Genomic DNA, 19,937 nt, shown 5'->3' with positions numbered 1-19,937 from the left:
CGCGTCCCTCCCCCACGTGTCGCCCCGCCGGGGCACCCCCTTGCCCGAACTCCTCCAGGAGCACGCCACGTGAATCAGCCTGCTGAAGCCCAGCCCCAGGTGAGCCTGGAGCAGTCCTCCCCCACTGTCGGCACGTTCCGTGAGCGGGACGGCGCCCTGGAGTGGAGCGGCCGCCAGGAGACCGTCCGCGTCGAGCCCTGGGGTCCGGACGCGGTCCGGGTGCGCGCCCGGCTCGGCGGACCGGTCCTCGAAGGGCTGCCGGGTGCCCTTCTCGACGAACCTCCGGCCACGGAGAGCACGGTCAAGATCGGCGACGGTGAAGCGCAGCTGACCGTGGGCGCCCTGACCGTCCATGTCAGCGCCGAGGGCCTGATCCGCTTCCTGCGCACCGAGGACTCCGCCGAGCTCCTCGCCGAGGCCCGCGCCCACTTCTGGTGGCCGGGCCCGCGCCTCTACACCGCCGTCGGCAACGGCCACCACCGCCTGGAGCAGCGCTTCGCCGCCTACGACGACGAGAAGCTGTACGGCCTCGGCCAGCACCAGCACGGCCGGTTCGACCAGAAGGGCCTGGTCCTGGACCTGGTCCAGCGCAATGCCGAGGTCGGCATCCCGGTCCTCGCCTCCAGCCGCGGCTACACCCTGCTGTGGAACAATCCGGCGATCGGCCGCGTGGAGCTGGCGCACAACGGCACGCGCTGGGTCGCCGACTCGGCCCGCCAGCTCGACTACTGGATCACCGCGGGCACCCCGGCCGACGGCCAGCGCCGCTACAGCGCGGTGACGGGCCGTACGCCGATGCTGCCCGAGTGGGCGGCGGGCTTCTGGCAGTGCAAGCTGCGCTATCGCACCCAGGACGAACTCCTCGCCGTGGCCCGGGAGTACAAGCGCCGGGGCCTGCCCGTCTCCGCCATCGTCTGCGACTTCTTCCACTGGACGCACCTCGGCGACTGGAAGTTCGACCCGGCCGAGTGGCCGGACCCGGCGGCGATGGTGCGCGAGCTGGAGGAGCTGGGCATCAAGCTGGTGGTGAGCGTATGGCCGTCGGTGTCCCCGCTGAGCGAGAACCACTCCCTGATGGAGCAGCGCGGCCATTTCATCGGCACCCAGTACGGCCCGATGGCGCATGCCGACTGGCCGGACAAGGAGGTGGCGTCGACGGTCCAGGTGGCCTTCTACGACGCCACCAACCCGGACGCCCGTGACTTCCTCTGGTCGAGGATCAAGCAGAACTACCTCGACCCGTACGGCATCACCGCCTTCTGGCTGGACGCCTGCGAGCCGGAGCTGAAGCCGGGCTTCCAGGAGAACCTGCGCTACTGGACGGGCCCCGGCCTGGAGGTCGGCAACAGCTACCCGGCCGAGAACTCCCGCACCTTCTACGAGGGCCTGCACGCCTCCGGCGAGACCGAGATCGTGACACTCAACCGCTCGGCCTGGGCGGGCAGCCAGCGCTACGGCGCCGCCCTGTGGTCCGGCGACATCGGCACCGACTTCCCGACCCTGCGCCGCCAGATCGCGGCCGGCCTCAACACCGCGCTCTCCGGCATCCCCTGGTGGAACACCGACATCGGCGGCTTCCACGGCGGCGACCCGGACGACCCGGCCTATCGCGAGGTCATGGTCCGCTGGTTCCAGTTCGGCGCGCTGTCCCCGCTGATGCGCCTGCACGGCTTCCGCGACCCGGGCATGCCGCTCGGCCCGGACATGACCGGCGGCCCCAACGAGGTGTGGTCGTACGGCGAGGAGGCCGGCGCGATCCTGGAGAAGTATCTGCGGCTGCGTGAGCGCCTGAAGCCGTATGTGCTCCAGGTCATGCGCGAGGCGCACGAGGACGGGCTCCCGGTGATGCGGCCGCTGTTCCTGGAGTTCCCCGACGACCAGACGGCCTGGTCGGTCGACGACGCCTATCTCTTCGGCCGCGATCTGCTGGTCGTGCCGGTGCTGACGGCGGGCGCGACGGCCCGGACGACGTACCTTCCGGCGGGCGCGGGCTGGACGGACGCGTGGACGGGTGAGACGTACGAGGGCGGTACGACCGTGACGGTCGACGCCCCGCTGGACCGCATCCCGCTGTTTCTGCGGGACGGGGCGCGGCTGCCTGTAGCGGAGTAGCCGTGTCGGGGAGGGGCGGCCGGGGGGTGGAGGTCTTCCGGTCGCCCCAACTCCCCTGTGTCTGAAGCGATTTCGATAGGGTTCTGTCGTGTCCACATCTCCTCTCGCCCTCACCCTCGCCAACCAGCTGCTGCGGCCGGCCTTCGGATCGCGGCGCAACCCCGGGCGGGTCTTCGACCGGATCGTCGGGGAGACGGGAGTGGCGGACGGGGACCGGCAGTTCGTGGACGACTTCCGCGCGCTGCTGGGGTGGTGGGCCGAGGCCGGGAACCTCACGCCGGTCGGCTGGCAGTCCGCGCAGGTCTTCGTGCGGCGGCATCTCGCCAACCGGGCCCGGGTGCGGGGGCTGATCGCCGAGCACCCGGAGATCGAGCGGGAGCCCATCGAGCGGCCCGTGTTCGTGGTGGGCCTGCCGCGCACCGCGACGACGGTGACGCACGCCGTGCTGTCGCTGGCGGAGCAACACCGCGGCCCGCTGCTGTGGGAGCTGCTCACGCCCGGCCTGGAGCCCACGCCCCGCGACCGCCGCAAGGCCGTCACCGCAGGCCGCCGTATGGTCCAGGGCACCAACCTCTTCACGCCCCGCTTCCGCGACATCCACGCGATGGCCGCCGAGGGCCCGGAGGAGTGCACCTTCGCCCTGCCGCACGCGCTGATGCCGCTGTCGCAGGCCAGGATCCCCGAGTACGAGACGTGGTACCGCGAGCGGGACTTCGTCGATGACTACCGGTATCTGAAGCAGGTCTTCCAGGTGCTCCAGTACGGCCGTCCGCGGCGCCGCTGGATTCTCAAGTCACCGCTGCACCTGGGCAATCTGGACGCCCTGCACACCGTGTTCCCGGACGCCACGCTCGTGTGGTGCCACCGCGACCCGATCACGGCAGTGGCGTCGTTCTGCAGCCTGATCGAGCACGGCATGTCCGTCAGTACTCGGCCCCTCGACCTGCACGGCATCGGGGCGACCTGGTTCGGTCTGCTGAGCCGGGCCATGCGGCGCGGACTCGCCGCCCGTGCGGCCATCCCCGGTGAGGCGGTGGTCGACGCCCCGTACTCCTTGCTCGCCGACGATCCCGCCAAGGGCGCGCCCCGGCTCTACGACGCCGTCGGCGCCCGCTGGACCGACGCCGAGGCCGCCCGGCTCGCCGGTGCCGTCGCCCGCCCGAAGGGCACCCGACCGCACCGCTACGACCTGGCCCGCTACGGCCTGACCCACGCCGAGGTCGAGTCGGCGTTCGCGGACTACAACGCGCTGCGGGCCGAGGTCGACCCCGGCTGAGGGGACGGCCTCGGCCCAAAGCGACGTCAGCTGCTGCTGACCGTCAGGTTGTTGGTGTTGAAGTCAAGGCCGCCGGACGACGAGGTGATCTCGTAGCCGAACTGGACGTCACCGATGGTCTCGCTGGTCGACATCCAGCCCTTGGACGCGATCCAGTTGAGGATCGGCTTCATGTCCACGCTGCCGGAGCTGGAATCGGAGGTCCGCAGGAACGAGTACACGTTGTTGGCGCCGTTGCTGCCCCGGTAGACGTTCCAGGTGTGGCCGCCGAGGCTGACGGTGCCCTGCGAGGTGCCGATCGGGCCGACGGCTCCGTTGTAGTTGACCCAGAGCATGATCTCGTGGTCGTAGTCGGTGTCCCAGATGTCGTACGACGTGTTGTACGCGCCGGACGACGGGACGGTGACGTTGTAGTTGCTGGTCAGCGAGCCGAGAGAGGCGATCGTCTTGTTGATCACCTTCTTGGAGTTGGGGTAGGACTTGATGCCGCCGGTGTTGGGGTGGTTGGCCCAGACTCCCCAGTTGGTGCCGGAGTTGGCCCATATGCACTGGCTGCCGGCGCCGGAGCCCCAGATGTTGTTGTAGAGCGTGTAGCCGTTCAGGCCGGTGTTGCCCCACTGGTCGCAGGAGTTCCAGACCGCGGCCGAGGCGGGGGCGGAGGCGAGGCCGACGGTGGCGCCGAGGGCCATCGCCGGGGCCAGCACGGCCATGGTGATCTTGCGTATTGCGGTCTTTGCCATGGTGTCCCTTTCCATGGGTGGGGGGGGGAGGTGGGGGGACTTGCGGGGGTTACCACGCCCCGAGGGTGAGGACATGGTCTTCTCCGGCGACGAGGTCGAGCGGTTGCGCGTCGGCGGCGCCGGGGGAAGTCCGGAGTTCGATGCGGACGGTGCGGGAGGGCTTGAGGACGGCCGTCGCTCCGTCGCGCGTCCAGGTCAGGTCGAGCTCCGCGCCGAACCGGGTGCGGATCCCGCGCAGGCGGCCCTGCGGGAGGCCGGGCGGCAGCGCGGGGAGCAGGACCAGGCGGTCCGGGGTCGACTGCACGAGCATCTCGATCAGTACGGCGGGCAGGGTGTGCGCGGCGTCCGCGTTGTAGACGTCGCGCTTCGGGTAGTGGGCGCTCATCAGGGAGGCGTGGAAGAAGTCACCGCCGAGGACCTGGTCGAGGGCGTGGGCGACGCGCTCGGCGTCCCTGAGACGGGCCGCGATCAGGGCGTGGTGGAGATGGCCGTGCGCGGAGTCGTTCTCGGCGCCGCGCAGTTCGAGGGCGCGGTGGGCGGCCGCCGCGAGGTCGGGAGTGTCGTACGGGGTGATCTCGTCGAGCGGCCAGACGCCGTAGAGGTGGCTGAGGTGGCGGTGGTCGTAGGTGTCGGCCAGGCCGGGCCGGGCCCATTCGGCGAGGGCGCCGTCGCCGTTGACGCGGTGTGGGGGGAGGCGGTCGGCGAGAGCGCGCCAGCGGTCGGCGCTCTCCGGGTGGTACTCGGCGGCCGTGAGCAGCGCGTGCCGGGCGGCCGAGAGGTCCATGGCCGCGTTGACGGTCCCCCAGCTCGCGTTGGCGGGACGGTTCTCGGGCGAGTAGGAGGGGACGATGACGAGATGGCCGTCGTCGTCGGTGCGGGTGAGGAAGTCCTCGTAGAAGGTGGCCACTTCGGCGAGTGCGGCGGCGGTGCGCGGATCGTGTGCGCCCCGGGTCTCGTCGTGGTCGACGAGGGGCTTGAGCAGCCAGTCGGCGCCGGCCGTCCACAGGTGCAGGGGGTACTCGCGGCTGAAGTGGTAGATGTGCCCGGACTCGCCGTCGGTGTGGGCGGGGGCCACGACGCCGCGGGTGCCGAAGATCGCCCGGGCGTTGTCCCGCCAGTGGCCCAACTGGCCCTGGACGAGGGCGGCGTGGGCCTCGGTCACCTCCGGAAGCGCCGCCGCCGCGGCGGAGGCGGTCTGGAGGTTGAGGTTGGCGTCGGTGGTGAAGGCACCGGACCAGGCGGTGTTCCAGTCGCCGGTCCACAGGCCGGTCAGACGGGGCGGCAGCATGCCGGAGGCGGAGAGCAGGTGGTAGCGGCCGGCGGCGAAGAGGCGCTCCAGGAGGGCGGGACTCTTGGGGCGACGGATCAACTCCGAGCCGGGCAGGGCTCGTTCGTCGGGGGCGGCGGCGAGGTCGAGGGTGGCGCGGAGGTAGGCGGGGCGGTGGAGGGTGGTGTGGCGGGTGAGGAGGTGGTCGTACGGGTCCTCGGGGCTCTCGGGGAGCAGGGCGCGCAGGGCTTCCGCCTCCGCCAGGACGTCCAGTTCCCCCGTGTGGCGGCGGACGCGGGTGAGGAGCAGCAGGGTGTGGGCGCCCTCGATGCGGATGCCGGGGAGGGAGGTGTGGGTGCGGCCGCCGGCGACGAGGGCGAGGGTGACGCCCGTGTAGGCGCGGTCACTGCCCGGGTAGCGGACGCGGAGGGTGAGGAGGGCGCCCTCGGGGGTGCGGAGGGCTCCTTCGCCGACCGCCAAGTCGTAAGGCGCGCCTGGCAGTTGGTGGTCCAGGGTCACCTCGGTGGTGAGGCCGGGCCCGGTGACGCGGTGGACGATGACGTCGTCGGCGCGGGAGACGAAGGACTCGCTGAGCCGGTCGCCGCGTCGGGCGGTGATGACGCCGGTGGTGAAGTCGACTTGGCGACGGTAGTCGTCTTCGCCCGTGCCGGGACCTCGTAGCCGAATCTCGAAGGCGGGATGGAACGGCTGCACCCACTGAAGCCCGCGCCCGTCGGTGAAGCTCTCGGCGGCGGTGACATCCCCGGCCAGCAACCGGTCTTGGAGTGAGGCGAGTTCGGTCGCGAGGGCGGGCGGCCGGGCGTGCTCGGCGCCATTCGGACGGACCAGGGTGTGATGGTTGACGATGATCCGGTCGGTGTTCGGATCGCCGAACATCATGATGCCGTGCCGGCCGTTGCCGCTCAGGAAGGCGTCCTCCCAGCGGGCGGCCGGGGCGGCCTCCCAGGTGCCGTGCACGGGTCCGCTCATGCGGCGACCTCCAGGACGGCGACCCCGTACCGGCCGAGCTCGACCGTGTCGATGACCTCGGCGCCGGTCAGCAGGTCACGGTGGCGGCCGGGCACCGGCACGGTGACCCGGTCGCGCCCGTGGTGGAGCAGGAACAGCAGCCCGCCGCGCCGTACGGCCTCCACGCCCGCCGGAAGCCCGGCGAGGGTCGGTCGTACGCCCGCCCCGGCGGCGATGTCGGCGAGCAGCGTGCGCAGGGCGTGCGGCTCGGGGAGCGTGGAGACGTACCAGGCGCGGCCCTTGCGCAGCACGGCCGGCAGCCCGTCCAGCTCGCCGCCCTTGTACGGGGTGACGGCGTCGACGTCGTCGGCGGCCTCGATCTCCTCGGACCACAGGGTGCCGTGGAATCCCTCGGCGTCGACCGTCTCGCCGGCGTCCAGCGGCCACCACTCGTGCAGCGTGCGGATGCCGAACAGTTCGCGCAGCCGCCGGTCCATGCCGCCTTCCCGCACCCGGTCGTCCTCGTCGGCGATGCCGGTCTGGAAGCCGGCGACGAGGGTGCCGCCCTGGTGGACGTAGGCGAGGAGGTTGTCGATCGCCGCGTCCGTCATGAGGTAGAGGTGCGGGACGACGACCAGTTTGTAGGCGGACAGGTCGTGCTCGGGATGCGCGAAGTCGGCGACGGTGTGCGCCTCCCACAGGGCGCGGTGCCAGGCGCGGACGATCTCGGGGCAGTCGGCCTCGGAGGACAGCCGTCCGTCCTGCGCGCTCGCCCACCAGGCGTTCCAGTCGAGGAGTACGGCGATCTCGGGGGCCTCGACCCGGGTGTCCGCCACCTTGTCGCCGAGCAGGGCGAGTTCGGCGCCGAGGCGCTTGGCCTCCTGGAAGGTGCGGCCGTGCTCCCCCGCGTGGCCGACCATCCCGGAGTGGAACTTCTCCGAGCCCTGCCTCGACTGCCGCCACTGGAAGTAGCAGACGGCGTCGGCGCCCCGGGCCACGGCCTGCAAGGACCACAACCGGTTGAGCCCGGCGGGCTTGGGGTGGTTCACACCCCGCCAGTTGACCGGCCCTGCGGCCTGCTCCATGACCATCCAGGGGCCGCCGTGCGCCTGCGAACGGGTCATGTCATGGACCAGCGCCCCGTACTGCGCGCCGAACGGATCCCGTGGATCCGGATAGACGTCGATCGAGACGACGTCCTCCTGCGCGGCCCACTGCCAGGCGTCCAGCCCCTGCCACACCGCCATGAAGTTGGTGGTCACCGGGATGTGCGGGCTGTGCCGGGCGACGATGTCCCGCTCGGCGAGATAGCACTCCAGCAGCGCGTCGGAGGTGAACCGCTTGAAGTCGAGAACCTGGGCCGGGTTCTTCATGTAGTGCGCCCGGCGCGGCGGCAGGACCTCGTACCAGTCGCCGTAGCCCTGGCTCCAGAAGGCGGTGCCCCAGGCCTCGTTGAGGGCGTCGAGCGTGCCGTACTTCGCCTGGAGCCAGCCGCGGAAGGCGTCCTCGGCCTCGTCGCCCCAGTCGTAGGTGCAGTACTCGTTGTTGATGTGCCACATCCGCAGGGCGGGGTGGCCCGAGTAGCGGACGGCGAGGTCCTCGGTGATGGCGGCGGCGTAGCGGCGGTAGACCGCGCTGGAGTGGGAGAAGTGCTGGCGGGAGCCCCACCATTCGGTACGGCCGTCCTCGTCGCGGGGCAGCGTCTCGGGGTGCAGGCGGCCCATCCAGGGCGGCGGTGAGGAGGTGGGCGTGGCGAGGACGACCCCGATGCCGTTGCCGTGCATGAGGTCCATGAGCCGGTCCAGCCAGCCGAACTCCCGCACCCCCGGCTGCGGTTCGAGCCGGGCCCAGGAGAAGACGCCGAGGGTGACGGAGTTGACCCCGGCGTCCCTCATCAGCCGGACGTCGTCGTGCCAGGTCTCCTCGGGCCACTGCTCGGGGTTGTAGTCGCCGCCGAAGAGGATGCGGCCGCGGGTGGCGTCGCCCAGGGAGGGGCTGTGCGGCTCCGGCATCAGACGGGCTCCCCGTACTGCACGCCCCGCCCGTTGGTGGCGAGGTAGACACGGCCGTGGATGCGGGGGTCACCGGTGACCGCGGCGCCGATCCAGCCCCACTGGTGCTGGTCGTCGTTGATCCGCACCCAGGTCTCCGCCTCGTCGTCGGAGCGGTACACGGCGGTGCCGCTGTCGGTGGAGCCGACCAGGTAGACAGCCGGGTAGGAGGCGCCCGGGGCGGCCTTGCCGAAGCCGAGCGTGTACGAGGCCCGGCAGCTGGGGACCTTGGTGAAGGTCGCGCCGCCGTCCGTGGACCGGTACAGCCCGTTCCCCTTGAGGCTCAGCCACAGGTCGCCGGAGCGTCCCGGAGCCACGGCCAGCTGGAACTCCTTGTCCCCCGAGTTCAGCCCGCCGGCCCGCGCGTCGAAGGTCAGACCGCCGTCGGTGCTGGCGTGGAGGGTGCCGGTGGCGGTGTCGAAGGCGTAGAAGGTGGCCGGCTCGACGGGGTCCGCGACCGGGGTGGCCCCCTTCGGGAAGGAGGTGACCTCGGACCAGGTGGCGCCGTTGTCGGCGGAGCGCTGGGCCGGATAGGGGGTGCCGTCCCAGTGCACGAAGGACCAAAGCAGCACGCTGCCGTCCGCGTTGACGGCGATCGGCCCCGGCGCGTCCTTGGCGATGGCGGGCTGCGCGGGGAACGGCGCCCAGGTCTGCCCGCCGTCGTTCGAGTAGGCGCCGTTGCCGTGATCACCCCACCCCGCGCGGACGACGTAGGACGACCTGGCCGCTGCCTGGGCGAGCCCCGTGGCCGTCCCGAACACGGGGTTGGCGGCCATGCCTCGCACCGGGGACGCGGTGAGCGAGTCGTGGTACATCACGCCGATGTCCCCGTTGCCGCTGATCAGATGCGCCTTCCCGGCCGGCGGCGAGATCAGCTGCCGCACGGACGTCTCCTCCAGGCCACGGATCTGCGGGGCCCAGTGCCTGAGGTCGCGGGTGCCGTAGAGGGTGGCCCCGGTGCCGTAGACCAGGTGCCGGGAGTCGTACGGGTCGACGGCGACCGCCTGGATCCACCAGCCGAACTTGGGCTCGTCCTCACCCCACTTGAGGTAGGGCGTCTCGGAGACGTCGAGGACGGCCGTGTCCTTGAGGGACGTCCAGGTGCGGCCGCCGTCGGTGGTCCGGTACAGGGTGTCTATCGCGCTCCACCGGTTGTTGGTCGAGACGACGGCGGTGCCGGGGCGGCGGGCGTCGACGGCGACGCCGCCGTACCCGAAGGTGTCGGTGCCGCCGGGCCGCACCGGCGTGACGTCCGTCCAGGCGCCGGTCGTGGTGCGCAGCTTGTGCACGCTCCCGTCCGACTGGCCGTTGGGCCCCGGCGCGTTCGCGTACGTCACATACAGCTCACGGGTGAGGCAGTCGTACGCGGCGCGGATCGGCACCTTGGCGGCGGTGCCGGTCGGCCGGCCCGGGACGGGCTCCCACGTCGTACCGTCGGCGGTGCGGTAGAGGTTGGGCCGTTCGGCGGTGCCGTCCGAGTCGCCCCAGCCGGCGTAGACGCTGCGGCCTGCGGCGACCAGAAAAGTGATGCCCTGGCCGGTGGCCACGGGGTCGGCCGGGAAATCCGCGGTCCGCCAAGTGGCGCCCCGGTCGGTCGACTTGAGCAGCCCGTCGTGCCGGGTGCCGAGCCACAGGGTGTCACTGTCGCGCGGATCGACGAGCAGCCGCTCACCACATCCACGCCCGTCCTCGTTGGCCCCGAGCTTCACGGTGAGATCGGCCCGCCGCCAGGTGGCACCCCGGTCGTCGGAGCGCAGCACGGCTCCGTTGCCGGCCCAGGACTGGGCGTAGGTGCCGAGGGCGAGATAGACCCGGTTCGGGTGGGCGGGGTCGACGGCGACGGCTTCGACCCCGAGCAGATTCCAGTCGTCCCAGCCGAGGTGGTCGGTGAGCGGGGTCCAGCGGCCGGTCCGGTCGTCCCAGCGGTAGGCGCCGCCGATGTCGGTTCGGGCGTAGGCGAGGCCGCGGACGGAGGGGTGGAAGAGGACGCCGGTGACGAATCCGGTACCGCCCATGACGGCGGTGCGCCAGCGGTACGTCCGGCCGGTGGCGGCGGCCGCGAGGGGCGGGAGGGCGGTGAGCGCGGCGACGGCCGCGGTCCCGGCGAGAACGGCACGTCTGCTGGGTCCGGACGTACGCATGGAGATACCTCGTTCTTGCAAAAGGGGTGCGAACACCTATCTGCGGACAGAAACCGCCGTCAGCCCTTGACGGCGCCCGTGAGCATGCCCTTCTTGAAATGCTTCTGGACGAAGGGGGAAAGCACCGCGACGGGCAGCAGAGCCATCACCATCACGGCCATCTGAACGGCCAGCCCGGAAAGCTGCCCCGTCTTGATGGCCTGCCCGAGGCCGACCGGCGCCTCCTGCTTCTGCACCAGCTGGATCATGACGTTCTGCAGCGGCATCATGTCCTGGTCGTTCAGGTACAGGGAGGCGTTGAACCAGGCACTCCAGTACCCGACCGCGTAGAACAGCGTGATCACCGCGAGCACGGCCCGGGACAACGGCATGACGATCTGCCAGAGAATCCGGAATTCCCCGGCACCGTCGATACGGGCGCTGTCGATGAGTTCCTGCGATATTCCCTGGAAGAACCCGCGCAGGACAAGGATGTTGAACACACTCACCGCACTCGGCAGGATCAGCGCGAGATAGGAATCCGTCAGCCCCAGGGTCTGCACCAGCAGATACGTCGGGATGAGACCGGCGCTGAAGAACATGGTCGCCAGCAGCAGCATCAGGATCCAGCGATGGCCCAGCGAGCCGGTGCGGGACAGCCCGTAGGCGCACAGCACGGACACGGCCATCGAGAACAACGTGCCGACGAGGGTGACGAGGAGGCTGATGATCGTGGCGCGGGTGACCTGGCCGCCGCTGAGGAGTTCCTTGTAGGCGATGAAGGTGATGCCCTTGGGCACCATCACCAGTCCGCCGGCCTCGTCGATGGTCTTGCGCGACGACAGGCTGGTCACTACGACGATCCAGAGGGGGAAGAGGATCGCGAAGCAGGCAAGACCGAGTACGAGCCCCTTGCCCGCCAGCCCCACCTTCGTGGGCTGCTCGTCCCACACCGGCCGAGGCGGCGCGGCCCACCGCTTGCGTACAGGCTTGTCGATCACGGCGGTCACTTCTTGTACACCCCCTGCTCGCCCATCAGGTGGGCCACCTTGTTCGCCGCAAGGACGAGACCGATGCTGATGACGCCCTTGACGAGTCCGGCGGCTGCCGCGTAGCCAAAGTCCTGATTGCGGACGCCGTTCCACCACACGAAGGTGTCGAGCACTTCCGCCGCGCCCGGTCCGACGGCATCGCGTTGAAGCAGGATCTGCTCGAAGCCGACCGTCAGTGCGTCGCCCACCCGCAGGACCAGCAGCAGCGCGATCACCGGCCGCAGCGCGGGCAGGGTGACGTGCCACATGCGGCGCCAGCGGCTCGCGCCGTCCATCGCGGCGGCCTCGTACAGGTCGGGGCTGACCGAGGACAGCGCGGCGAGGAAGACGATGATCCCCCAGCCGGCGTCCTTCCACACGGTCTCGGCGGTGACCAGGAACTTGAAGGTGTTCGGGTCGGTCATGAGGTCGAGCCCGTCGTACCCGTGGCTGCGCAGGAGCTGCGAGAGCAGCCCGGCGCCGCCGAGGATCTGCTGGAACACCGAGATGACCAGCACCCACGAGAAGAAGTGCGGCAGGTAGAGAACAGCCTGCGCGATCGCCCGCACGCGCGGCCTGACCACACTGTTGATGAGCAGTGCGAGCAGGATCGGGATCGGGAAGAACAGCACGAGCTGGAGGAAGAACAGCACCAGCGTGTTCTGCACGGCCTGCCAGAAAGCGGAGTCCTCGAAGATGCGCTGGAAGTTCTCCAACCCCACCCAGGGGCTGTTCAGCATGGACACGACGCCGTTGTCGCTGATGTAGGGGTCGTAGTCCTGGAAGGCCACCACATTGCCGAGGATCGGCACGTAGTTGAAGAGCAGGACCAGGACGATCGCCGGCAGTGTCATCAGGAGCAGGACGCGGTCGCGCCTGAATCTGAGCCACAGGCTCAGCTTCCACGACCGCCGCTTCTCACCGGATCCGGTGGCGCCGCCGGACGCCACCGGGGTCTTCGCCGTCGTGTCGGCCTCGGTTCTGCTCCGAGGCACCGTGCTGTGGGACACGGCCGTTCTCCTTGCCTCGATGCCCGGTCAGTTGGCCGCGGAGCCGTTCTCGTCGAGGATCTGCTTGTACCAGTCGCGCAGCTTGTCGCCGCCCTTGCTCTTCCAGTCGGAGACGGCCTGCTGCATGTCGCTGATCTTCTTGCGGCCGCGGACGATGTCGTCCTCCAGCTGCTCGAAGTCGTTGGACAGGTTGGTGTAGCGGTTCGGCTCGGTGATCTGCATGCCCCAGAAGGAGGACTTCTTGGCGAAGGCGCCCATCCTCTGCTCCCACTCGACCTGGCCCTTGGCGACCTCGGGGAAGTCGGGGTGCGCGATGGTCGCGGCGGGGCTCGCGACCATGGGGTAGGCGTTCATCACGTCGATGTTGCCCTGGTCGGTCTTGGTGGGGACGCCGTCCTTGACGGTGTAGTGGGTTCCTTCGACGCCGTAGTTGGTCATCATGTACTCCTTGGTGCCGTACGGCGCCGCGGTGACGTTGGCGACGGCGAGCACGTCGCGGATGACCGACTCGGAGGCCTTCTTGCTGACGAAGGCGAAGATGCCGGCGGGCTGATCGGCCCACAGGATGGGCTCGCCGCCGTCGTGGCCCCAGATGTCCATGCCCCAGATCTTGAAGTCCGGGTTCTGGACGGCCTGTTCAGTGGTGCGGCTCCACCACTGGGAGATGTTGTTGGGGTAGATCAGGAACTCGCCCGCCGCGAACTTGGGGCCCGGGTCGGGCGCGTTCTTGCCCAGCCCGGAGTCGGGGTGGACGACACCGGCGGCGAAGAGCTTGCGGGACCATTCCAGCGCCTCAAGGAATTCCTCGGTCTCGATGCGGTAGATGAGCTTGCCGTCGACCATGTTCCAGCCGAGCGGCTTCTCGCTGCCGGAGAGCACACCGAAGGCTTGGAAGGCGGTCCACTTCATGTCCAGGCAGGCCCACCGCCTGGCCTTGGCGTTGGTGATCTCCTTGGCCAGGGCCATGAACTCGTCGCAGGACTTCGGGACTTCGTAGCCCTCCTTCTCGAAGATGTCCTGCCGGTACAGGGGCACCATGGAGGGGGCGGACGGCGCCGGCATCGGCAGGCCGCGCAGCTTGCCGCCGAAGATGGAGCGCCGCCAGGCGTCGGTCGGGACCGCCGCGAGGTTCGGGTACTCCTTGACCTTGTCTCCGGACAGGTAGGGACCGAGGTCGGCGAACTTGCTGAGGATGGCGCTGGGTATCTTGCCGCCCATGTTCCACCCGGGGATGACCACCACGTCCGGCACGTCGCTGGAGGCGAGGACCGCGCCGAGCTTCTGGTCGTAGGTGTTGCCGTCCTGGTTCTGCCAGACGACGTCGACGCCGATCAGCTCGTTCATCGCCGTGTAGTAGGCGTTGTTCCCCTTCGGCGGCGAGCCCCAGAACGGCGACATGATGGAGACCTTGCCGCCCTTGCCGAGCTTCTCGGGCACCGAGGTCTTCAGGTCCGCCAGGTCCAGCTTGCCGGTGAAGCCGATCGCCGAGCCGTTCTTGGCCGGGATGTCCGGCGTCACCACATTGCTGGCCACATACGCCGGCAGGATCTTCTTCGCGTCCTTGTCCGAGGTCGTACCGTCACGCGACCCGCTGTCCGAACCGCCGCACGCGGCGAGCAGCGGCATCCCTCCGGCCACCGCTGCGGTGGCGACCGCCGTGGAGGCGAGGAAGCTTCTCCGGCTGGGTCCGGAGGAGGCGGAGGCGGCGTTCGGCGTCATTGCGTCAACCCTTCGCTGAGCTGAAGCGGTCCTCCGACCACTGCAACGGGATCTACAGTCGAAGCGCTTCGATGTTGCAGTGAGGTTAAGTGAACACCCATGGGCGCACAAGGGTCGCTTCCAAGATTCCTCCGAGGTGTAGTAAGGGACCCTTCCTTATGCACTGCTTGAAGTAACGGCGTTGGTCTCTTGACACCCACCCCCGCGTCGAATGAGCATCGAAGCGCTTCGAAAGCGCCGAGCCGCTCCACCGCAAGGGGATCCCCACGTGACCGAACAAACGCCGCCTACGCCGCCTTTCCGCGATCAGCGACTGCCGTTCGCGAAGCGCATCGACGACCTGCTGTCGCGGCTCACCCTCGACGAGAAGATCGGGTTCCTGCACCAGTTCACGCCGGCGGTCGAACGTCTCGGCGTCGACGCGTTCCGCACCGGTCAGGAGGCACTGCACGGGGTGGCGTGGATGGGCCCGGCGACCGTCTTCCCGCAGGCGGTCGGTCTCGGCGCCACCTGGAACACGGATCTCGTCCGCCGGGTCGGGGAGGCCGTGTCCAAGGAGACCCGCGCGATGCGCGCCCGCGACGACCGCGTCGGCCTGAACGTCTGGTCGCCGACGGTGAACCTCCTGCGCCACCCCCTGTGGGGCCGTAACGAAGAGGGCTACTCCGAGGACCCCAAGCTCACCTCGGCCATCGCCACCGCCTACACCCGGGGCCTGCGCGGCGACCACCCCACGTACTGGCGCACCGCGCCCGTGCTGAAGCACTGGCTGGCGCACAACAACGAGACGGGCCGCGACGTCACTTCCTCGTCCGTCCGCCCGCGGGTCCTGCACGAGTACGATCTGCGCGCCTTCCGCGAGACCGTCGAGGCGGGCGCCACGGCCGGGGTGATGCCGGCGTACAACCTGGTCAACGGCCGCCCGAATCATGTCTCGCCGTATCTGCGCGAGCATCTGCGCACCTGGACCGACGACGATCTGCTGGTCTGCTCGGACGCGGGGGCGCCGTCCAACCTGGTCGACTCCGAGCACTACTTCGACACCCACGAGGAGGCGACGGCCGCCGCGCTGCTGGCCGGCGTCGACAGCTTCACCGACCACGGCACGGACAGCTCGAAGATCACCGCGAGGGTACGGGGCGCCCTCGACAAGGGCCTGTTGTCGGAGTCGGACATCGACACGGCCGTACGCCGCCAGCTCTCGGTCCGCTTCCGGCTCGGAGAGTTCGACCCGGAGTACGACCCGCACGCGCCCACCAGGGACTTCGACACCCCGGCCCATCGCGCCCTCGCCCAGGAGGCCGCCGAGCAGGCGGTGGTCCTGCTGAAGAACAGCGCGGGTCTGCTGCCGCTCGCGCCGGACACCCGGATCGCCGTGGTCGGTCTGCTCGCCGACGAGTGCAAGCTCGACTGGTACAGCGGCTCGCTGATCCACCGCTCGACCCCGCTGGAGGGCCTGTACGAGCGGTTCGGCGCGGAGCGCGTGGAGTTCGCGGAGGGCGTGGACCGAGTCCTGCTGAGGACGGGAACCGGCGCCTTCCTGTACGTCCCCGAGGCGGACGCCGCCGACGAGGTGCGCGGCGCCGAGGGCGCCCTGGACCCGGCGCTGCTGGCCGGCCGTACGGACCTTCCCCCGCTCACGACCGACGCCACCGGGACCGAGTTCGCGTTGGTCGACTGGGGCGCGGGCGTTCTCACGCTCCGCGCCCCCGACGGCCGCTACCTCTCCGTGGCCGAGGACGGTCGTGTCCGCGCCTCCGCAGACCAGCCCGGAGGCTGGATCGTCCAGGAGACATTCCACCTGGAACCACATGAGAACGGACACCTCCTTCGGCACATCGGTACGGGTCGCCACGTCTCAGTCGCCGCCGACGACGTCAGGGTTGCCGAAGAGAACCCGGAGATCTTCGAAATCGTCCTCGTGGAGCGCGGCGAGGACGCGGTGGCCCGGGTCGCCGCACAGGCGGACGTGGTCCTGGTCGTCGCGGGCAACGACCCGCACATCAACGGCCGGGAGACCGAGGACCGTACGACACTCGCCCTCCCCGCCCACCAGGAGCGCCTGCTGCGTGCCGCGTCCGCCGCGAACCCGCACACCGTGCTGGCCCTGATCTCGGCGTACCCGTACGCCGTCGATCACGCGTCCCTCCCGGCGATGCTCTGGACGTCCCACGGCGGCCAGTCGGCCGGCACCGCCCTGGCCCGCGTCCTGGCCGGCGACGTCTCCCCCGCGGGCCGCCTCCCGCAGACCTGGTACGCCGACGACGCCGACCTGCCCGACCTCCTCGACTACGACGTGATCGGCAGCCGTCAGACGTACCTGTACTTCGAGGGCACCCCGCTGTTCCCGTTCGGCCACGGCCTGTCCTACGCGTCCTTCTCCTACGCCGGCCTCAAAACCCGTACGGCGGAAGGCGCACTGCACGTCTCCTTCACGGTCACCAACACCGGCGACATGGCGGCCGACGAGGTCGCCCAGCTCTACGCCCGCGCCGTGGACCCGGCGGTGCCGCGCCCGCGCCGCGAGCTGCTGGCGCACCGCCGGGTGCGACTGGCCCCCGGCGAGCGCGCCGAGCTGTCCTTCGAAGTCCCCTTGTCCGCCTTCGGCTTCTGGGACGTGGCACGCTCCGGCTGGCGCCGCGAACCCGGCCCGTACGAGCTGCTGGCCGGCGCCTCCAGCCAGGACGTCCGCCTGCGTACGACGGTGCTCCTGGACGGCGAGGGGTCGGCGCCGCGTCCCGTTCTGCAACGCGGCCTGAGCGCCCCCGACTTCGATGAGCAGAGCGGCATCGCGATCGTCGACCGCACGAGGACGTCGGGTGACGCGGTGACGCCCGCACAGGGCCGGTCGGGCGAACTGGTCTACCGGGACTGCGACTTGGGGGCGGGAGTGACGCGCGTGACGGCGACCGTCTCCGGCGACGGCGCGGTCGAAGTGTCCCTGGACGGGGGCCCGCCGCTGGCCGTGCTCACCGCCGAGGCCCCGGACGGAGACCCGTACGACTACTCGACGCGGTCCGCCGGGATCATCGCCGAGGGCGTCCGCGACGTCCACCTCAGACTGCGCGGCCCGCTGCGGCTCGCGCATGTCGGCTTCTCCGGTTGAGGGTCCGGAACAGGCCGACGCGAAGAAGGGGCCCGGCACCGGAAGGCATCGGTGCCGGACCCCTTCGGGGACTCTATATGAAAACGGTTCCCATGAGCTAGAGCGCGAGCCCGGTGAGGACCATCACCCGCTCGTAGGTGTAGTCGTCCATCGCGAACTTCACGCCCTCCCGGCCGACACCGGACTGCTTGGCGCCGCCGTACGGCATCTGGTCGGCACGGTAGGAAGGAACGTCGCCGATGACGACACCGCCGACCTCCAGGGCCCGGTGGGCGCGGAAGGCGGTCTGCAGGTCATGGGTGAACACACCCGCCTGGAGGCCGTACTTGGACTCGTTGACGGCGGCGAAGGCGGCGGCCTCCCCGTCGACCTTCTGCACGGTGAGGACGGGTCCGAAGACCTCCTCGCAGGCGATCGTGACATCGGCGGGCACATCGGTGAGGACGGTCGGCGCGTAGGAGGCGCCGTCGCGCTTGCCACCGGCGAGGAGGCTGGCACCGGCGGCCACGGCCTCGTCGACCCAGGTCTCGACGCGCTTGGCGGCGTCCTCGCTGACGAGCGGACCGACGTCGGTGGCGTCATCGCTCGGGTCGCCGGTGACCTGGGCCTCGACGGCGGCGACGATGCGCGGCAGGAGGCGGTCGTACACGGAGGCGTCCGCGATCACCCGCTGCACGGAGATGCAGGACTGGCCGCCCTGGTAGTTGGAGAAGGTCGCGATGCGGGACGCGGCCCGGTCGAGGTCCTCGTCGGAGGCGAAGTCGGCGAGCACGACCGCCGCGCCGTTGCCGCCAAGCTCCAGCGTGCAGTGCTTGCGCGGCACCGAGTCCATGATCGCGTAGCCGACCTTCTCGGAGCCGGTGAAGGAGATGACCGGCAGACGCTCGTCCTGGACCAGCGCGGACATCTTGTCGTTCGGCACCGGCAGGATGCTCCACGACCCGGCGGGCAGCTCGGTCTCGGCGAGCAGGTCGCCGATGATCAGCCCGGAGAGCGGGGTGGCCGGGGCGGGCTTCAGGACGATCGGGACGCCGGCCGCGATGGCCGGGGCGATCTTGTGGGCGCACAGGTTGAGCGGGAAGTTGAAGGGCGCGATGCCGAGGACGACACCCTTGGGGAAGCGCCGGGTGAAGGCGAGCCGCCCCTGGCCGCCGAGGTCGGTGTCGAGCCGCTGGGCCTCGCCGCCGTTGAACCGCCGGGCCTCCTCGGCCGCGAACCGGAACACGGACACGGCACGGCCGACCTCGCCGCGGGCCCACTTCATGGGCTTGCCGTTCTCGGCGGAGATCAGCCGGGCGATCTCCTCGGTGCGCTCGGCGAGGCGCCGGCTGACATGGTCCAGAGCGGCGGCACGCACATGGGACGGCGTCGCGGCGAACTCGTCGCGGACGGCGTACGCGGCGGCCACGGCCTCCTCGGTCTGCCCGTCGGTCGGCACGCTGACCTTGCCGACGACCCGCCCGTCCCACGGGGAGGTCACATCAAAGCTGTCCTCGCCGCTGACCTGGCGGCCGGCGAGCCAGAAGGCGTGGGTGGAAGTCATAGTGATCCCGGCCCTTCCGCGTTGGGGGTGTCCTGTGTGTCGTGGTCCACGGTAGGGGCGCGGGGGCGGAGGCGTGTTTGTCCGAGGTGTAGTGATGAAGGCAGGGGGCGCGCCGGATTGGCGGATTCCAGCGCGGGCCGCCCGGACTACGGCGAACGGCGCTGTCGCGTGTCCCGCCCCAGGAACAGCCACAGCCCGACGAGCAGCACCGCGCACAGACACCAGCTGGCGGCGACGTCCAGCGGCCAGTGATAGCCGCGCCGGACGAGTCCGAAACCGACGCCGAGGTTGAGGACGCCGCAGACCGCGAGGAGTGCGCGGCGGGCGGGCGCGGAGCGCAGCCAGGGCAGCAGGAGCAGGGTCGCGGCACCGTAGGCGATGGCCGCCGTGGCGGTGTGGCCGGACGGGTAGTAGCCGGTGGCGGGCGGTACGGCCGGGGTGCCCGGGCGGTCGGTGAGTTCCTTGAGGGGCACGATCAGGGCCGGGACCAGCGCCATGAGGACGGCGGCCGCGGTGGCCGGCAACCACCAGTGGTGTGTACCAATACGGCGATGCCGCCAGGTGACGTATGCCAGGGCGACGGCGAGCACGGGGAGCGCGACCGGCACATTGCCCAGGTGGGCGAGGAGCTCGGAGAGGCGGTCGGGATGGATGAGGGCCCGGCTGGCCGCCTCGTCGAGGTCGACCAGCGGGCCATCGGCCACGACTTGCCAGGTGATGAGGGTGAAGAGAAGGGCCGGAAGCCCGAGAAAGAGGAAGAAGGAGGTCGGCCGCCCCGGAACAGGGGGGGTGGTTCCGGGGCGGCCGTCCGGATCGGATGGTCGCGCGCCCCGGGGGGTTTGGGGCGAGCGACTGTCCGATCGGTGAGGAGATCCGGAGCCGGAAGCTCCGGGTGTGTGCGCGAGGGCACGACCAGGTCGAAGCTGGGGAGGCCTCGGCCTGAAATCGCCCAGAGTCCCCTCTGGGCGGGGTGTATCTCTCATCTGGTTAGAA

General features: G+C 70.5%; 12 protein-coding genes. 3 read left to right on the top strand and 9 right to left on the bottom strand.

The window, feature by feature from the left end:
* Positions 1-69 precede the first annotated feature (69 nt).
* Both IE325_RS29165 and IE325_RS29160 read left to right on the top strand, forming a co-directional pair.
* On the top strand, positions 70-2,112 hold the full coding sequence (locus IE325_RS29165) for a glycoside hydrolase family 31 protein (protein ID WP_190073070.1): 2,043 nt from the start codon (positions 70-72) through the stop codon (positions 2,110-2,112).
* A gap of 88 nt (positions 2,113-2,200) precedes the next feature.
* Positions 2,201-3,388: a sulfotransferase family protein gene (locus IE325_RS29160; protein WP_190073069.1), complete on the top strand. Its 1,188-nt coding sequence runs from the start codon at positions 2,201-2,203 to the stop codon at positions 3,386-3,388.
* A 26-nt stretch (positions 3,389-3,414) separates the two neighbouring features.
* Here IE325_RS29160 and IE325_RS29155 read toward each other — a convergent pair whose 3' ends face one another.
* From IE325_RS29155 to IE325_RS29125, 7 genes are read right to left on the bottom strand one after another with little or no spacing between them, the layout of a single operon-like run.
* Positions 3,415-4,128, bottom strand: coding sequence for a glycoside hydrolase family 12 protein (locus IE325_RS29155; RefSeq protein WP_190073068.1), 714 nt, complete (start codon positions 4,126-4,128; stop codon positions 3,415-3,417).
* 49 nt (positions 4,129-4,177) lie between these two features.
* Positions 4,178-6,385, bottom strand: a complete 2,208-nt coding sequence (locus IE325_RS29150) for a glycosyl hydrolase family 95 catalytic domain-containing protein (protein WP_190073067.1) — start codon at positions 6,383-6,385, stop codon at positions 4,178-4,180.
* On the bottom strand, positions 6,382-8,376 hold the full coding sequence (locus IE325_RS29145; protein WP_190073066.1) for a beta-galactosidase: 1,995 nt from the start codon (positions 8,374-8,376) through the stop codon (positions 6,382-6,384). The genes IE325_RS29150 and IE325_RS29145 overlap by 4 nt, the downstream gene beginning before the upstream one ends.
* Positions 8,376-10,556, bottom strand: a complete 2,181-nt coding sequence (locus IE325_RS29140) for a sialidase family protein (protein ID WP_190073065.1) — start codon at positions 10,554-10,556, stop codon at positions 8,376-8,378. The genes IE325_RS29145 and IE325_RS29140 overlap by 1 nt, the downstream gene beginning before the upstream one ends.
* 59 nt (positions 10,557-10,615) lie before the next feature.
* A complete protein-coding gene (locus IE325_RS29135) occupies positions 10,616-11,545 on the bottom strand; it encodes a carbohydrate ABC transporter permease (RefSeq protein ID WP_190073064.1) in 930 nt (309 codons plus the stop codon).
* A complete protein-coding gene (locus IE325_RS29130) occupies positions 11,542-12,576 on the bottom strand; it encodes an ABC transporter permease (RefSeq protein ID WP_190073063.1) in 1,035 nt (344 codons plus the stop codon). Before IE325_RS29130 ends, IE325_RS29135 begins: the two co-directional genes overlap by 4 nt.
* A gap of 27 nt (positions 12,577-12,603) precedes the next feature.
* Positions 12,604-14,295 (bottom strand): extracellular solute-binding protein, encoded by a 1,692-nt coding sequence (locus IE325_RS29125; RefSeq protein ID WP_190073062.1) that lies wholly within the window; start codon positions 14,293-14,295, stop codon positions 12,604-12,606.
* Between the two features lie 268 nt (positions 14,296-14,563).
* Here IE325_RS29125 and IE325_RS29120 point away from each other — a divergent pair, with 268 nt between their 5' ends.
* Positions 14,564-17,401 (top strand): glycoside hydrolase family 3 C-terminal domain-containing protein, encoded by a 2,838-nt coding sequence (locus IE325_RS29120; RefSeq protein WP_190073061.1) that lies wholly within the window; start codon positions 14,564-14,566, stop codon positions 17,399-17,401.
* A 97-nt stretch (positions 17,402-17,498) separates the two neighbouring features.
* Here the strand turns inward: IE325_RS29120 and IE325_RS29115 are convergent, their stop codons facing one another.
* Positions 17,499-18,944, bottom strand: coding sequence for an aldehyde dehydrogenase family protein (locus IE325_RS29115; protein WP_190073060.1), 1,446 nt, complete (start codon positions 18,942-18,944; stop codon positions 17,499-17,501).
* 146 nt (positions 18,945-19,090) lie between these two features.
* Positions 19,091-19,897: a phosphatase PAP2 family protein gene (locus IE325_RS29110; protein WP_229912101.1), complete on the bottom strand. Its 807-nt coding sequence runs from the start codon at positions 19,895-19,897 to the stop codon at positions 19,091-19,093.
* Positions 19,898-19,937 lie beyond the last annotated feature (40 nt).

This window comes from Streptomyces lanatus (genome assembly GCF_014655715.1).
GTDB classification, from domain to species: domain Bacteria; phylum Actinomycetota; class Actinomycetes; order Streptomycetales; family Streptomycetaceae; genus Streptomyces; species Streptomyces lanatus.
Note: the sequence above shows the minus strand (reverse complement) of the source record. Positions and strands in the feature narration are given on the sequence as shown.

Bases quoted from the DNA above. Each gene is read 5' to 3' on its own strand.
- IE325_RS29115 (WP_190073060.1), bottom strand. From the start codon at position 18,944: ATGACTTCCACCCACGCCTTCTGGCTCGCCGGCCGCCAGGTCAGCGGC.
- IE325_RS29150 (WP_190073067.1), bottom strand. From the start codon at position 6,385: ATGAGCGGACCCGTGCACGGCACCTGGGAGGCCGCCCCGGCCGCCCGC.
- IE325_RS29145 (WP_190073066.1), bottom strand. From the start codon at position 8,376: ATGCCGGAGCCGCACAGCCCCTCCCTGGGCGACGCCACCCGCGGCCGC.
- IE325_RS29155 (WP_190073068.1), bottom strand. From the start codon at position 4,128: ATGGCAAAGACCGCAATACGCAAGATCACCATGGCCGTGCTGGCCCCG.
- IE325_RS29140 (WP_190073065.1), bottom strand. From the start codon at position 10,556: ATGCGTACGTCCGGACCCAGCAGACGTGCCGTTCTCGCCGGGACCGCG.
- IE325_RS29125 (WP_190073062.1), bottom strand. From the start codon at position 14,295: ATGACGCCGAACGCCGCCTCCGCCTCCTCCGGACCCAGCCGGAGAAGC.